Origin of the sequence: Glaciimonas sp. CA11.2, assembly GCF_034314045.1 — a bacterium.
Classification (GTDB): Bacteria; Pseudomonadota; Gammaproteobacteria; order Burkholderiales; family Burkholderiaceae_D; genus Glaciimonas.
On the sequence record NZ_JAVIWL010000001.1, the window covers coordinates 4,208,362 to 4,223,756 of the forward strand.

Genomic DNA, 15,395 nt, shown 5'->3' on the forward strand with positions numbered 1-15,395 from the left:
GAGCCTCAAATGGCATTCGGTAAAAAGTTCGATAAAAGCAAACTGAAAAACAAGCGTCAACAACAAAACCCGCTGTTCAAGCGTAAAAAGTTTTGTCGTTTCACAGCAGCACACGTTGCTAGCGTTGATTACAAAGACGTCGATACGTTGAAAGATTTTGTTCAGGAAAATGGCAAAATTATGCCAGCACGCCTGACAGGTACTAAGGCAATTTACCAACGTCAAGTTGACACCGCGATCAAACGCGCGCGTTTCCTTGCGTTGTTGCCTTACACCGATCTGCACAACGTTTAATTGACGACTTGAAATAGGAGAAAAACATGCAAATTATTCTGTTAGAAAAAGTCGTTAATGTCGGCAATCTTGGTGAAGTCGTTCGTGTAAAAGATGGTTATGCACGTAACTTTCTAATTCCACAACGTCTTGCTCGCCGTGCTACAACTTCAGCAATTGCTGAATTTGAAGTTAAACGCGCAGAGCTGGAAAAAACTGCAGCTGCTAAATTGGCAGCCGCCCAAGCGCAAGGCGAAAAATTGAACGGTTTGACGGTGAAGATTTCGCAAAAATCAGGTGTTGATGGCCGTTTGTTCGGTTCTGTTACCAATGCTGATATCGCTGAGGCGTTGACCAAGCAAGGTTTTGCTGTTGAAAAATCGCAAGTGCGTTTGCCAGTCGGTCCTTTGAAGATCGTTGGCGACCACGCCGTTGCTGTATCTTTGCACACTGACGTCCTGGTTGACGTGACTGTTGCTGTGATCGGCGAGCACGCTTAATTTGATTGAGTGCGCTACGAGTATTTGTTGAAATGTTAAAAAGCCGGGTTCTCCCGGCTTTTTTATTGTCCTTTTTTTGGTTTACTGCAACAGAGCTAAACTTGTAAGCAGGTATAATTCGCGCCATGCCACCTTCAGATCCACAGTTAGATTCACTACGCGTACCACCCCATTCAATCGAAGCGGAGCAATCCGTTTTGGGCGGGTTGCTTCTCGATAATGCCGCTTGGGATAGAATCGCCGATTTCGTTCGTGCAGACGACTTCTATCGGTACGACCATCGCATTATTTTTCAACATATCGTCAAGTTGATCAATAACTCCAGACCAGCGGATGTCATTACCGTATTTGAGTCGCTTGGTAGTACCGGCAAGGCAGAGGAGGTCGGCGGTTTGACTTATCTCAATGCGCTGGCTCAAAATACGCCCTCGGCCGCTAATATTCGCCGCTATGCCGAAATTGTGCGCGACCGTGGCATCTTGCGTAAGTTGATTACAGTGGCAGATGAAATATCGGGCCAGGCTTTCAGTCCGCAGGGCAAAGAAGTGAAGCAGATGCTGGATGAGGCTGAGTCGAAGATTTTTGCTATTGCCGAAGAGGGTTCGCGTGGCGCACAAGGTTTTCAAGAAATCCAACCTTTATTGACTCAGGTTGTCGAGCGCATTGACGAACTATATAGCCGCGACAATCAAAGCGAAATTACCGGGGTACCAACCGGCTTTGCTGATCTTGATAAAATGACATCTGGCTTGCAGCCTGGCGACCTTATTATTGTTGCTGGCCGCCCATCGATGGGAAAAACGGCGTTTTCTATCAATATTGGTGAGACTGTCGCTATAGAGAGTGGACTGCCAGTTGCCGTGTTCTCTATGGAAATGGGCGGCACGCAATTAGCGATGCGTATGCTGGGCTCTGTTGGTCGACTTGATCAGCATCGTCTGCGTACGGGACGACTGAATGATGAGGATTGGCCACGCTTGACGCATGCAATCCAAAAAATGAATGATGCACAGCTATATATTGATGAAACGCCAGCCTTAAGCTCAATGGAACTTCGGGCGCGTGCGCGCCGGTTATCTCGACAGTGCGGTAAGTTAGGATTGATCATCATCGATTACTTGCAGTTGATGTCAGGGAATACGGCAGGTGAAAATCGTGCTACTGAAATTTCTGAAATATCACGAAATTTAAAAGGCTTGGCGAAAGAATTACAGTGCCCGGTGATCGCGTTATCTCAGTTGAATCGCTCCTTGGAGCAACGTCCAAATAAACGTCCGATCATGTCAGACTTGCGTGAATCAGGTGCGATTGAACAGGATGCTGATGTTATTTTGTTTATTTATCGTGATGAAGTGTACAACCCTGACTCTCAGGAAAAAGGTACAGCGGAAATCATTGTTGGTAAACAACGTAATGGACCAATTGGTAGCTTGAGACTGACGTTTCTTGGACAATACACAAAATTTGAGAACTATGCCGGTGGCCTTGCCGCTCCGCAGGGTGGAGACTAATGCCTTGGCATAACGTTGTAATGTTTATTGATGCATCATTTTTGCTGCCAGGTAACAGGCATTAGATTGACGAGTTCCTTGTATTACAGCACAGATTTAATCCAGATTTAATGAAGAAGAGAGAGAAAATATGTTTGCACGATTGATGCCCACCGAGGGCAAATTCTTTGAGCTCTTTAACCAACATGCCGAGTTGTGCGTAAAGGGTGCGAAAGAAATGGTGGCATTGATGACCAATTTCGACGATCTGGAAATTCGGGTCCACGCCATTGAAAGCATCGAAAAACAAGCCGACAAGATTACTTATGCAGCGATTGATATGCTGCACAAGACGTTCATTACGCCAATTGATCGTGACGATATCCATAAACTGATCACGCGTATGGATGACATCCTTGATTTATTAGAGGATGCAGCACAGACGATCTCGCTTTACGATATTAAGGCAATTACGCCCGAGGCAAAGCGCCTGGCAGAATTATGTTTAGCTTGTGCAGAAAAAGTAAAGTCAGCGGTAGCTTTACTACACAACATGGACAACTCGACAAAAATTCTGGAAATTTGTGCAGAGATTGATCGTCTCGAGTCAGATGCGGATCATGTCATGCGTGCCGCGATGTCAAAGCTTTTCCGCGACGAACCGGATGTACGTACGTTGATTAAATTAAAAGCAATTTATGAAATTTTGGAAACAGTGACGGATCGTTGTGAAGACGTCGCCAACATCATTGAAGGCATCATCGTAGAAAACGCCTAAGGTTTTTCGCCACAGCACGGTTGAAATAACGTGCTGAGCCATGGTGGGGCAGCTAACTCAGCTGCCGTCTACGATAATAAGTGTCAATACTTATCGTGCCACCTCGATGTATTTAAAACGACTCAATTTTCCATGCAAACTCTTCATATCAGTATTTACGTTCTTGCTTTCCTTGTTGCGCTGGCGTTAGTGTTCGACTTTATGAACGGCTTTCATGACGCCGCGAATGCTATCGCCACGGTGGTCTCCACAGGTGTTTTGAAGCCGCAACAGGCTGTCGCAATGGCCGCAGTGTTTAACTTTGTAGCGATCGCGGTTTTCCAGCTACATGTCGCTGCCACGGTCGGAAAGGGCACCATTCACGCTGAAGTGGTCGACCATTACGTTGTGTTCGGCGCACTGATCGGCGCTATTTGTTGGAATATTTTAACTTGGTACTATGGAATTCCCTCGTCGTCGTCGCACGCGCTGATTGGTGGTTTGGTTGGTGCGGCAGTAGCTAAAGCGGGTACGGGCGCGTTGATTTCTTCTGGCCTCATTAAAACTATCGCTTTTATTGTTCTGTCACCGTTGCTTGGATTTGTTTTCGGCTCGATTATGATGGTGCTGGTGTCCTGGATTTTTGTACGCTCAACGCCACGCAAGGTCGATAAGTGGTTCCGTCGTTTGCAATTGGTGTCCGCTTCTATGTATAGCCTCGGTCACGGCGGTAATGACGCACAAAAAACTATCGGTGTCATTTGGATGCTATTGATCGCGGCTGGTGTTTCAAACGGCTCTGATTCATTGCCGCCTTGGTGGGTGATTTTATCTTGTTATAGCGCTATTAGTCTCGGAACACTTTTCGGTGGCTGGCGTATTGTTAAAACGATGGGACAAAAAATCACCAAGCTGAAGCCGGTTGGTGGGTTTTGTGCCGAAACAGGCGGTGCTATTACTCTGTTTATGGCGACCATTTTGGGTGTGCCGGTATCTACTACTCACACAATTACCGGTGCGATTGTCGGCGTTGGCGCGTCGCGCAAAATGTCGGCAGTCCGATGGGGTGTTGCGAGTAATATTGTTTGGGCCTGGATTTTTACGATTCCGGCCTCGGCATTTATTGCCGCAATTGCCTGGTGGATCGGTAAGCAATTTTTATAAAACCATGATCAGTGAGTGAAGTTACAGAGCTATATAACGGGCCATGCAGATAGATTCGCATGGCCCGCTTCCGTTCACAGAGACACGTTATTTTAGCTGTATTGATCCAGACAAAAGGTAAATTTAGACTCGAATGCCGTTGAACGCATGACGGATAAAATGTGGGCATAATCAAACCGAGGTTAAATTGCGTTGATGCTTTTCTGGTTGCAGTGCGGCCGAGGTGGTTATTTCAAAAATTATTTTTACGGTCAAATCGACGAGAACAACGCAACTTGGTGATCTTTGATCAAGGGTTATCCTGTCCAAGATAGTCTGTACTATGCATATATTCTCGGTCCTCGACCGTGAGCATATTGGCCCATGCGGCTTCTTCCCCCGGCTGCGGAAGCACATGACCAAACTCCACCATCATATCTGGTGGCAAATCTGATAAATAGACCCAGATGTATCGCTGATGTAATGACGCCGCATTGGCTATTTCGCTCACCAATTTTTCTATAAGTACTTTTTTGAGCTCGAGGCTGCGAGCTCGTATGACGCCATGAACGAACAGATGATTGGCTTGTAACGGATGGCCACCAAGATAGTAGTCCTCCGCAGCTTTTTCAGTGAACATCACTTGTGCAAAGAAATTGTCTGCTCCCGTCACTTCGCTGTGGGCACGGGTGATTGCTCGGGCGACGCTGGCTTTTACGGGAACGGTGAGGCAATGATGGGATGTATAGACCTGATAGGTTGGCATGATGCGTCTCCTTTGAGAAATATATGTTGCGGGATAATGAGATCGTATTTAGCGCTAATAGCCATGATTGATGACTCTGACAGTGTGGCAACAACGTAGTATAGGTCAGGCCTTATAAGTTGGTTGCTATAGGGAATGGCAGTCAAATGTGAGGCACAATAAGATCGTCAAAGCAATTAGAAGGTTCGGGTAACATTGTGTCGCCGGTTCCACACAAGGCTCGTTTTGGTGAGCAATTTTCCAAGATAAGTTCGCTGTTGCGAGAGCTGAACAACTATTACTTCGTAGGGCGAACGCCGCCTGTGCTGATTGCCCCGTGGCAGAACGATTCAGTTGCCGTCGAATTCATCATTTTTCCTAGGATGCTACAATTCAAAGATGTTACACAAGATATATTTTCCTAAGGCGAATACATCGCCGCATACCCGCAATCTTAGCGGTAAATGGTCTGTTTTGATCATAAAATAAATCCGTATATTTTGAACATTGGAAAACAACATGGAACATCGACGACTCGGTAAATCAGGCCTGCGTGTGCCTGCACTTAGCTTTGGCACCGCAACCTTTGGTGGCAGCAATGATTTTTTTAAAGCATGGGGAAGTACGGATACGAGCGGCGCGGCGCGCCTGATCGACGTTTGCCTGGAGCACGGGGTATCGATGTTTGATACCGCCGACGTATATTCAGATGGTATGTCCGAACAGATATTGGGCGAAGCGATTAAGGGTAAGCGTAGTCGTTTGCTCATTTCAACCAAGGCCACCTTTCCGGTGGGTGATGGAGCAAACGATTTCGGTTCGTCGCGTCAGCATCTGGTCGAAGCGGTCGAGAATTCATTGAAACGCCTCGGTACGGATCACATCGATCTTCTTCAGTTACACGGTCAAGATAACAATACGCCAGTAGAAGAGACCATGGCAACCTTGGATCAGCTAGTCCGATCGGGCAAGGTACGCTATATCGGTGGATCGAATTTTTCTGGCTGGCACCTGATGAAATCTCTCGCCGTGTCTGAGCGCTATGGCTATCCGCGGCACGTTGCGCATCAGGTTTATTACTCACTGCTCAATCGTGACTATGAGTGGGAGCTAATGCCGCTGGGCGTGGATCAAGGGGTCGGTGCGCTGATTTGGAGCCCATTGGGTTGGGGGAAGCTGACCGGCAAGATACGCCGCAATCAACCTGCCAAGCCTGGCACTCGTGCGCACGACATTGCCGGGACGGGGCCACATTTCGAAGAGGAGCGGCTTTTTCGTATCGTTGATGCGCTCGATACCATCGCCGAAGAGTCCGGCAAGACAATTCCACAGATAGCGCTGAACTGGCTACTACAAAGAGAGACCGTGTCCAGTGTCATCATCGGCGCGCGTGACGAGAAACAGCTGATTGAGAATATCGGCGCTACTGGCTGGCAGTTAAGTGTCGAACAAGTCGCCTTGCTGGATCTTGCCAGTGATGTGGCACCAGTATATCCAGTATGGCACCAACGTGAGTTCCCTATGCTGAACGAACGCGGTTGAGCAAAAATCTTATTTGATCGTCGTGTTGGGCGATCAGGATTTACTCATGCAAAACGTTATTGAAGTAGCGTGATGTCCTGGGGTTTTAGTTCGAAACTATTTCTGATGCAATTTGCTAGATACACTTGAGGTAACGTCATTATAAAAAATGGATGATGTGTATTTTTATACGCTTCATCCATTTTTTATATTTGTCGTAGTAAAGATTTCACTACTCAGAAACGCAGCTCTTCTATCGAGGTCTAATGAGCGCCGCCTGCATCAATAGGTCCAGTTGACCGTATAGGCTTGGTTAACCACACTAGCGCTACTAAAAATAAAAACAAGATCGCTGATATCCAAAAAATGTCTGTAGCACCTTTTGTGCTGGCTTCAACTGTCATCAATCTGTCGATAACAGCATATGCACCTTGCGGAGACATTCCTTGCGCGGTCAGGCCGTGGACAGCATCTACAAAGGCCGCATTTGTTGGTCCACTATGTTCCGATAATTGTGAATAGTGCAGCGCTGTACGGCGATCCCAAAAAGTACTAGTGACCGACGTTCCAATCCCACCAAACATGATTCGAACAAAGTTTGACAGACCCGCAGCCGCTGGAATTTTGTCAGGCGGTTGACCTGACAAGATAATCGACGTCAAAGGGATAAAGAACATTGCCATCGCAGCACCCTGAATCACCGTGGGAATCATTAGCCGCATGGTATCAACATTCTGTGTAAATCCTGCGCGCATAAAGAACACTAACGCGAAGATCAGGAACGCTGCAGACGCCACCCAACGTGCATCAATTTTAGGTAATAATTTACCAATCAACGGGGACAATATGATCGCAAAAATACCTACGGGTGCCATGACTTCACCCGCCAGTGTGGCGGTATATCCAAGCTGCGTTTGCAACCATAGCGGCAGAATCACCAAGCTACCAAAGAACAGGCCATAACCGACTGAGATTGCGATCACGCCGCCGCTGAAGTTGCGACTTTTGAATAGCGATAAGTCAACGACTGGATGCTTACTGCCTAGTTCCCAAATCACAAAATAGATGAAGGAGACTACCGCTACCGCAGTCAGAATCACAATTTGTCCGGAGTTGAACCAATCCAGCTCCTTGCCTTTATCCAGCATGATTTGTAGCGATCCCACCCAGACTACAAGAAGCCCTAGACCGACCGCATCAATAGGTAGCTTGCGGGTCGCAGATTCACGTGTTTTATAGATAGACCATGTTGCCCAAGCGGCAAATACACCGATTGGAATGTTGATATAAAAAATCCATGGCCAAGTGTAATTGTCGGAAATCCAGCCGCCTAACAGCGGCCCCATGATGGGCGCTACAAGCGTCGTCATCCCCCAGAACGCCAGGGCCATTCCGCTTTTTGAGGGCTTATAACTCCCTAGTAATAGCGATTGGGATAACGGAATCATTGGTCCAGCAACAGCGCCCTGCAAAACCCGTGCTGCAATCAACACTTCCATGCTTGGCGCGAGCCCGCACAGCGTTGATGACAGGATAAACAGGATAATTGAGGTGATAAATAATCGGACCTGACCAAAGCGCTGGGTCAACCAGCCGGTCAGCGGAACCGAAATTGCATTCGCAACCGCGAACGAAGTGATAACCCATGTTCCTTGTTGCGGGGAGACGCCCAAATCTCCCGAGATAGCAGGGATAGAGACGTTTGCAATCGACGAGTCGAGTACGTTCATGAACACGGCTAGCGACAAGGCTACCGTGCCAAGAACCAGTTTTCCACCCGTTAACGGTTGCAAGGGTTGCAACGGCTGATGTGGTCGGTTAGGGGAACTCATGCATGCATTCCGGTTCGGTTATTGTACAAAATACGCCATGAATTTTCTGAAAAGTGATGCGCTTAGAGATATTAGAAATTTGCATGGCGCCAGATGTCACAGGTTTCAATGTGCAGCAACGGCAGGATTCGGTGCGTTATTGGCGGCGATAATATCGCTAATAATCGCATCGGCTTCCTGGCCAGATTTGTCGAATACTTCGGTTTTGTAAGCAGGCACAGTCCTGGCTGCGGAGCCTGCAGTCAATGAAGTTCCTTCGGTTTTAGCGATATCGACCTTCACATCCATTGAGACGCCGATCCGTAGTGGATGGGATTCCAGATCTTTTGGATCGAGGGTGATGCGCACCGGAATACGCTGTACGATTTTGATCCAGTTGCCACTGGCATTTTGTGCTGGTAACAGTGCGAAGGCAGAACCTGTTCCGGCTGCAAGGCCTAAAACTGTTCCGTGATATTCGATCTTCGAGCCGTACAAATCGGACACTAATGTCACCGGTTGACCGATGCGCATATTCGCGATTTGCACTTCCTTAAAATTGGCATCTACCCATAATGCATTCAGCGGCACAATTGATAACAACGTCGTTCCGGCGGCTACACGCTGGCCGACTTGTACTGAACGTTTCGCAATGTAGCCGGTGATTGGCGCCGGCAATGTTGTCCGTGCGAAGTTCAGGTACATGGTGCGCACCTGAGCTGCAGCGTGCAGCACATTTGGATGTTGCGCCACTGTTGTCTTGTCAGTCAGTACGCGATTGGATGCGAGCTGTTCGCTGGTCGCTAATAGTGCCGCATCGGCAGCTTGAACGGCAACTTTTGCATGCTCCAACTCTTCCTTGGATACAGCACCTGTGGCGATTAATTGCTGACGGCGGGCCAAATCAGCGCGTGCTTTTTCAACGTCCGCACGACGTGCTGTGACGTTTGCGTTCAAGGCGCTGTTATTGACAAACAATGTACGTACTTCGCGCACAGTTTGTGCCAGTTGGGCTTCCGATTGGTCGAGTGCAACTTTGGCATCCGCTTGATCCAATTTGATGAGAGGTACGCCCGCAGTGACCAATTCGGTGTCGTCGGCATTGATCGCAATGACAGTACCGCTAACCTGAGGCGTGACCTGCACTACGTTTCCTGAGACATACGCGTCGTCGGTACTTTCGAAGTGACGAGCAAAGATCACCCACCAAATGCCATACGCAATCAATAAAATCAAAAGAAGGACGGTAAAAGCGATGAGAAGTCCACGGCGCTTGCCTTTGGTCTCAATTGGCTGTTCGACGTCAGGCACGCCAGCACTGGCGGGAGGTGCAGCATTGTTAGAGTCTTGCGGAGTTTGATTAGGTGTATTCATGACGCTGCATTCACAAGAGGTGGACGGTTTGACAATGGATTATTGCTGCTGGTTTTTTTTGCATCGGTAGTGCTGATCGCCGCTGGGGACAGCCCTTCAGTGTTGGCATCAAAACCACCACCTAATGACTTGATCAGACCTATCCTCAAATCAGCGCGACGGGCAAGCGTATCGAGCTCGAATTTGCGCTGTGAGAGATAGGTGATTTGCGTGGCTACAACTTGGAGCATGTTGGCAGTACCAACTTGCTGGCGTTGCTGCGCGAGCTTCATGCCACGCTCAGCAGCCTGAGTTGCTGCGGCCTGATTATTTTTTTCAATCTCAGCTGCCCGCAACGACTGTACCTGATCCGAGACTTCGTGCAGTGCATCGGTGAGGGCTTTGTTATAGGTTGCAACGGCACCGTCGTAAGCGGCAACACGGCCTTTCAACTGAGCACGCAACGCGCCGCCTTCAAATATTGGCAAGTGAATAGCGGGACCGATTCCATTGACCATACTACTTTTGCTTAAAAAGTTGGTCCAGCCCAAACTTGAAAGTCCGATCATCGCCGATAAATTGACGTTTGGATAGAACTCAGTTTTTGCCACTTTAATATCGCTTTGAGCGGCTTCGACTTGCCAGCGTGCAGCCACAATATCAGCGCGTCGCCCGAGTAATCCCATTGGCAACTGGTCGGGCAGAGTGATAGCTGTTTCTGCTGGCAGTGATGGTTGGGGAATCAGCAAACCACGGTCTGGTCCTTGCCCGAGCAGCGCCGCCAATTGGTTGCGGGTCAAGGCAATGGCTTCATTCCATTGAGCGTGTTCGGAGAGTAAATTGGCTACTTGTAAGCGACTTTGTTGATTGTCGCTTTGCGTATCAAGGCCGGCAGCAAAACGTTGTTGCGTCAAACGGTCTAACTGATCGCGTAAAGCTAATTGTTGATTGGTTAAATCCAGCTGCGCATATTGTCTTGCCAATTGAATCCATGCCTTGGCGACTGCGGTGGTCAGCATGAGACGCGAAGCATAATGTTCAGCCTCTGCTGCTTTACTTTGAGACAGCGCAGACCGCAATTCCGCGCCATGTTTATCCCAAAAGTCAAGATCATACGAAAAGTTCAGCGCCAATTCATTATCCGTTACGTACGCGCCACCAAATGGTGGTGGATAGATGCTGTTTTCAGTGAATCGTTGGCGCGTGGATGAAAAGCTGGCTCCAACCTGTGGCTTGGAACTTGCACCCGCTGCTTCAACCATTGCGTGTGCCGCTGCGACACGGGCTGCTGCGACTTGCAGATCTGGGTTACCGGCCAAAGCTTCATCAGTGAGTTGTTGTAGCGGAGCGCCGCCAATACTCGTTACCCACGAAGCGTCAGGCCATTGGCCACCTTGGTCTGGAAGCGATGTCGCAGTGGCATAGTCGGCCGCGGTATTGGAGTGAGCACTTGTTTGAATACCGCTCATATTGGCACAAGCCGACAAAAGGATAGCGGTCACAGAGATAGCGAGGCGCTGCAGGCGCATGGAGGATAATGCGGGTCGAAAAGAATTAGGAAGAGTGTTCATTGGAATGATTTGTTTAGCTGCATTCGTTGATGATGGCATTTTTAGAGAAGATGTCACGTAGGCAATAATTGCCGGATTAATTTTTTGTTGTCTGGTCAATGAATTTTCACGGCTGGATTTTGTGGGTTATTTGCCAGCACACGTCGCAATAGGGACTTTAAAAAACCGATCTCTTCTGGGGTAAATCCAACAAAATGTTGATTTAGTACATCACAAAAAACCGACGGTATCTTTTTTGCCAGTTCTGCACCGTCATCGGTAAGCCCCAACTTTACTAAACGCCGATCTTGCGGGCATGGCTCACGCAGGATCAGCCCACGCGACGCCAACCTATCAATCATCCGCTTCATCGAAGCCGCATCGGTGTACGTTTCTCTGGTTAAGTCTGCGGCTGTTAAATACTTCCCGGTGGAAAGCATTAATAAAATGGCTCCCTGCGCGTGTGTTATGCCAAATTTGCTTAATAAATCGTCTGAGCTTTTCATCAGCATAGTGCGCGAGCGCGCTAATAAGTAGCCGATGCTATCTTCGATTTGATACGTATCGATTGCGAAAAGGGGTGAAATTTCAGCCGGATTGGTCACTTAGTTTCTTTAATAATCATTGCCTAGGCAAGAATATACAGGAGTTTAAGGAAACACGCAGCCAGTTGCTATCGTCAAAAACCAGTTGTATAAGTGTGTTTGGTGTTAATAGTCCTGATTAAGATGGCATATTAAGATAGCCTAGGTCTTAAACGTTGTTTTTTATCCTCACAAAATAGAGGGCATCCTCCATATAAATCGACGGTAGATAACAACGAAGTGTTGTTTTTCATAAATTTTTTTGGGGCGGAGAAGCTTGGTTTTTTATTCCAAATGCCATCTCCACGCGCACCAAAATAGGGGGCTCACGTATGCATAGGATGCATGTGATACAAATAAGCCCAACAAATCCAGGGCATGAGTACGCACCATCTTGGGCAAATGTGGTCCATCTCGATACATCAACAAAAGAGTTTCAAATAGAAAACTATCAGAACAAAAAACCGATAGTTGTTGATGAAATGATCAAGCTAAAAATCATATAAATTATTTATAAATCAAACGTTCCTTCTAGGTAACATTACTGTTAATCTTAAAAATTGACGGTTCGGTGGAACATGTTTTGAATAAACTTCTGACTTTTCCTGAGCAATTAGCTGCACCTCCTTCAGCACGCGCTAAAGCCATGCTGTTCCACGATCCACGCTCCACGGCATTGTTAAAACAGGTTGAGCGGATCGCGTTAAGCGATGCGACTGTATTAGTTACCGGCGACACAGGCACCGGTAAAGAATTAATTGCCAGACACATCCATGTCCAAAGTGGCCGTACTGGCCCTTTTATTGCAGTAAATTGCGGCGCGTTCTGTGAAACGTTGGTGGACGCGGAATTGTTCGGTCATGAAGTTGGCGCATTTACGGGCGCTACTCATGCCCGTTCAGGATGGTTTGAAGCCGCCAACGGAGGGACTTTATTTCTTGATGAAATTGGAGAGTTACCGGCTTCTTTGCAGGTGAAGTTATTACGCGTGCTGCAGGAACGTCAGGTCGTCAGACTAGGTTCGCGACGCCCGATTCCGCTAGACGTGCGATTGGTTGCGGCCACCAACGTCGACTTGCAACAGGCAATATTCCACAACAGATTTCGTGCTGACTTATATTATCGTCTTAGCGTCGCGACGGTAAATATGTTGTCGCTTCGTGCCAGATCCGGTGACATCTTACCGCTGGCACGCCACTTCATTGAGACCTACAGTACAAGACTGCACTTGGAGGGGGTAACCTTAAGTGTTGTTGCACAAAAGATGCTTGAAGCTTATGACTGGCCGGGCAATATTCGTGAGTTAGAAAACGTAATCCATTACGCACTTATCGTCTGTGATGGAAATGTGATCATCAAGGATGATTTAAAGCTTGCCGGTAACATGCAGCGCTCTCCCAACTTCGAGTCACATGATACGGCCGAATTTACGCCTACTTCCTCACCACAGAGAGATCAATCGATTAATGGCTCCGCGACACAGATGCAACATCGACTAGAAGCCTTAATTGCAGAGTGCATCCAATTTGCGCAACCTAATCTCTTCGAAACCGTCGAGAAAGCGGTGGTTCATACCGCTTTTGCAGGTTGTAATCAAAATCAGGTACAAACCGCAAAGGTCTTAGGGGTTACTCGCAACATGCTTAGAACCCATTTGAAACGATTTGGTTTAATCGGTTAAGTACTAGTAAACTCGGTCAAATATCTGTAACGGTGAAACATTGCGCGATTGCATTGTTGCCATGGCTGTCTGATATAAATAAAAAATTAGTTAATAAAAAAGGGAGCAATTCAATTGAATTGCTCCCTTTTTATATACTACTGAACCCACCTTCTTGGCCCGGATAGCTTAACTTACAGGCATTACAATACTTCACTCGCGTGATCTGCCAAACGTGACCTTTCACCGCGTGCCAATGTAACGTGACCACTGTGCGACCAACCTTTGAAACGATCAACGACGTAAGTCAAGCCGCTGGAACCTTCGGTCAGATAAGGCGTATCGATTTGCGCAATATTGCCCAAACAAATAATTTTGGTTCCCGGACCTGCGCGAGTTACCAATGTTTTGATTTGTTTTGGTGTCAAGTTTTGTGCTTCGTCGATGATCAAAAACTTATTAACAAAGGTCCGACCACGCATAAAGTTAAGCGACTTGATTTTGATCTTTGAGCGAATCAGGTCTTGCGTTGCTGCACGGCCCCATTCACCCGCGTCGGAGTCCGATTTGTTGAGCACTTCGAGATTGTCGTCGAATGCACCCATCCACGGACCCATTTTCTCTTCTTCTGTACCTGGCAGAAAACCGATATCCTCACCGACCGGCACCGTGACACGCGTAACGATAATCTCGTTATAGGTTTTGGTTTCCAGCACCTGGGCCAGACCTGCGGCTAATGCTAATAGCGTTTTTCCAGTACCTGCTTGTCCTAACAATGTGACAAAATCACACTCCGGATTCATCAGCAAATTCAGGGCGAAATTCTGTTCGCGGTTACGTGCCGTGACGCCCCACACGCTATTTTTTGCATGCGCGTAGTCGCGTAGCGATTGCAGCACAGCGGTTTTGCCATTGATCTGCGTCACTTGCCCGTAGAACGCAGCTTCACCGTTTTTCGGCTCGATAAATACGAACTGATTAACCAGTAGAGAGGGGACCAAAGGACCTGTCAGACGATAAAAGGTATAGCCGGTTCCGAGCTTGTTTTCCTGCCACGACTCAATCCCTTTGCCGTGCTTGATCCAGAAATCATCCGGTAGTTGCTGAATACCGGAGTACAGCAGATCGGTGTCTTCCAATACATGATCATTGAAATAATCTTCTGCTGGAAGACCCATAGCGCGGGCCTTAATGCGCATGTTGATGTCTTTGGACACCAGCACCACCGGCCGACTTGGTGTCTCGGCTTCAAGTGCGCGCACCACGCCCAGGATCTGATTGTCGGCTTTGCCGACAGGCAAGCCTTCAGGGAGTGTTCCGTTTTGAAGTTTGGTCTGGAAAAACAGGCGACCCTTCGCGTCCTTATTACCTAGTTTTGATAACGGAATTCCATGATCAATCTGGTCATCGACTACGTCACCTACGAGTGCGTCAAGCGAGCGGGATACCTGACGCGCATTGCGCGCAACTTCCGACATGCCTTTTTTATGGTTGTCGAGTTCTTCCAACGTCACCATCGGCAAGTAAATATCGTGCTCTTCGAAACGGAATAATGAGCTCGGATCATGCATTAATACGTTGGTATCGAGCACAAACAGTTTTGTTACGCCTGACTTATCAGCCGCACGGCTGGTACTTGATTTGGGACGACCTTCTGTCGATTTAACGGTTTTATCTACTACTGAGCGCGGGTTATCGCTTGGTGCTTTATCGGTCTTACGGCTCTCAACGGGGCGAGTCTGAACTGGCTTATTACGCGCTTGTGGTGCTGGAGCGGTTATCAGTTTTGCTACTGGCGCAGTACGAACCGGGCGGTTAACTGGTTCCACGATTGCAATGCGCGGCTTGACGGTTTTGCCAACTTCCGCTTTGGGGTAATCCTGAACGGAGAGTAGGGCAGCGGGTTTGGTCGGTAGTTTTGGTAGGGGCATAAAAAACCTCGCTTTAGTGATGAAAAAATAGTTCGTTATGATAAAAACGAACCAGACCAACCAGTGAAACAACCTTA

At 47.8% G+C, this 15,395-nt stretch carries 13 protein-coding genes; 7 read left to right on the forward strand and 6 right to left on the reverse strand.

Annotated features, from left to right (window positions below; genetic code table 11):
- Positions 1–9: 9 nt before the first annotated feature.
- The 5 genes from rpsR to RGU75_RS18275 all read left to right on the forward strand — a co-directional run bounded on the left by rpsR (position 10) and on the right by RGU75_RS18275 (position 4,184).
- Positions 10–294, forward strand: coding sequence for a 30S ribosomal protein S18 (gene rpsR, locus RGU75_RS18255; protein WP_108439014.1), 285 nt, complete (start codon positions 10–12; stop codon positions 292–294).
- A gap of 26 nt (positions 295–320) precedes the next feature.
- The gene (gene rplI / locus RGU75_RS18260) at positions 321–773 is read left to right on the forward strand and encodes a 50S ribosomal protein L9 (RefSeq protein ID WP_322238395.1); all 453 of its coding nucleotides are present in this window, start codon (positions 321–323) and stop codon (positions 771–773) included.
- A gap of 125 nt (positions 774–898) precedes the next feature.
- Complete coding sequence (locus tag RGU75_RS18265; RefSeq protein ID WP_322238397.1) at positions 899–2,284, forward strand: replicative DNA helicase; 1,386 nt, start codon at positions 899–901, stop codon at positions 2,282–2,284.
- Between the two features lie 130 nt (positions 2,285–2,414).
- Positions 2,415–3,041, forward strand: a complete 627-nt coding sequence (locus RGU75_RS18270) for a DUF47 domain-containing protein (protein ID WP_322238399.1) — start codon at positions 2,415–2,417, stop codon at positions 3,039–3,041.
- A 132-nt stretch (positions 3,042–3,173) separates the two neighbouring features.
- Positions 3,174–4,184, forward strand: a complete 1,011-nt coding sequence (locus RGU75_RS18275) for an inorganic phosphate transporter (protein WP_322238401.1) — start codon at positions 3,174–3,176, stop codon at positions 4,182–4,184.
- 289 nt (positions 4,185–4,473) lie between these two features.
- On the opposite strand, the gene RGU75_RS18280 is transcribed toward RGU75_RS18275, so the two are convergent.
- Positions 4,474–4,929: a tautomerase family protein gene (locus tag RGU75_RS18280; protein WP_322238403.1), complete on the reverse strand. Its 456-nt coding sequence runs from the start codon at positions 4,927–4,929 to the stop codon at positions 4,474–4,476.
- A gap of 498 nt (positions 4,930–5,427) precedes the next feature.
- Between RGU75_RS18280 and RGU75_RS18285 the strand changes: the two genes are divergently transcribed.
- Positions 5,428–6,450: an aldo/keto reductase gene (locus RGU75_RS18285; protein ID WP_322238405.1), complete on the forward strand. Its 1,023-nt coding sequence runs from the start codon at positions 5,428–5,430 to the stop codon at positions 6,448–6,450.
- A gap of 242 nt (positions 6,451–6,692) precedes the next feature.
- On the opposite strand, the gene RGU75_RS18290 is transcribed toward RGU75_RS18285, so the two are convergent.
- The 4 genes from RGU75_RS18290 to RGU75_RS18305 all read right to left on the reverse strand — a co-directional run bounded on the left by RGU75_RS18290 (position 6,693) and on the right by RGU75_RS18305 (position 11,748).
- On the reverse strand, positions 6,693–8,261 hold the full coding sequence (locus tag RGU75_RS18290; RefSeq protein ID WP_322238407.1) for a DHA2 family efflux MFS transporter permease subunit: 1,569 nt from the start codon (positions 8,259–8,261) through the stop codon (positions 6,693–6,695).
- A 105-nt stretch (positions 8,262–8,366) separates the two neighbouring features.
- Entirely contained in the window at positions 8,367–9,614 is a 1,248-nt protein-coding gene (locus RGU75_RS18295; RefSeq protein ID WP_322238409.1) for an HlyD family efflux transporter periplasmic adaptor subunit, read from the reverse strand.
- Positions 9,611–11,164, reverse strand: a complete 1,554-nt coding sequence (locus RGU75_RS18300; RefSeq protein WP_322238411.1) for an efflux transporter outer membrane subunit — start codon at positions 11,162–11,164, stop codon at positions 9,611–9,613. Before RGU75_RS18300 ends, RGU75_RS18295 begins: the two co-directional genes overlap by 4 nt.
- Positions 11,165–11,259: 95 nt before the next feature.
- Complete coding sequence (locus tag RGU75_RS18305; protein ID WP_322238413.1) at positions 11,260–11,748, reverse strand: MarR family transcriptional regulator; 489 nt, start codon at positions 11,746–11,748, stop codon at positions 11,260–11,262.
- 562 nt (positions 11,749–12,310) lie between these two features.
- Here RGU75_RS18305 and RGU75_RS18310 point away from each other — a divergent pair.
- Positions 12,311–13,408 (forward strand): sigma-54 dependent transcriptional regulator, encoded by a 1,098-nt coding sequence (locus RGU75_RS18310; RefSeq protein ID WP_322238415.1) that lies wholly within the window; start codon positions 12,311–12,313, stop codon positions 13,406–13,408.
- A gap of 182 nt (positions 13,409–13,590) precedes the next feature.
- Here RGU75_RS18310 and RGU75_RS18315 read toward each other — a convergent pair whose 3' ends face one another.
- Complete coding sequence (locus RGU75_RS18315; RefSeq protein WP_322238417.1) at positions 13,591–15,318, reverse strand: PhoH family protein; 1,728 nt, start codon at positions 15,316–15,318, stop codon at positions 13,591–13,593.
- Positions 15,319–15,395: the final 77 nt, after the last annotated feature.

Bases quoted from the DNA above. Each gene is read 5' to 3' on its own strand.
- RGU75_RS18290 (WP_322238407.1), bottom strand. From the start codon at position 8,261: ATGAGTTCCCCTAACCGACCACATCAGCCGTTGCAACCCTTGCAACCG.
- RGU75_RS18280 (WP_322238403.1), bottom strand. From the start codon at position 4,929: ATGCCAACCTATCAGGTCTATACATCCCATCATTGCCTCACCGTTCCC.
- RGU75_RS18265 (WP_322238397.1), top strand. From the start codon at position 899: ATGCCACCTTCAGATCCACAGTTAGATTCACTACGCGTACCACCCCAT.
- RGU75_RS18295 (WP_322238409.1), bottom strand. From the start codon at position 9,614: ATGAATACACCTAATCAAACTCCGCAAGACTCTAACAATGCTGCACCT.
- RGU75_RS18300 (WP_322238411.1), bottom strand. From the start codon at position 11,164: ATGAACACTCTTCCTAATTCTTTTCGACCCGCATTATCCTCCATGCGC.
- RGU75_RS18275 (WP_322238401.1), top strand. From the start codon at position 3,174: ATGCAAACTCTTCATATCAGTATTTACGTTCTTGCTTTCCTTGTTGCG.
- rplI (WP_322238395.1), top strand. From the start codon at position 321: ATGCAAATTATTCTGTTAGAAAAAGTCGTTAATGTCGGCAATCTTGGT.
- RGU75_RS18285 (WP_322238405.1), top strand. From the start codon at position 5,428: ATGGAACATCGACGACTCGGTAAATCAGGCCTGCGTGTGCCTGCACTT.
- rpsR (WP_108439014.1), top strand. From the start codon at position 10: ATGGCATTCGGTAAAAAGTTCGATAAAAGCAAACTGAAAAACAAGCGT.
- RGU75_RS18315 (WP_322238417.1), bottom strand. From the start codon at position 15,318: ATGCCCCTACCAAAACTACCGACCAAACCCGCTGCCCTACTCTCCGTT.
- RGU75_RS18270 (WP_322238399.1), top strand. From the start codon at position 2,415: ATGTTTGCACGATTGATGCCCACCGAGGGCAAATTCTTTGAGCTCTTT.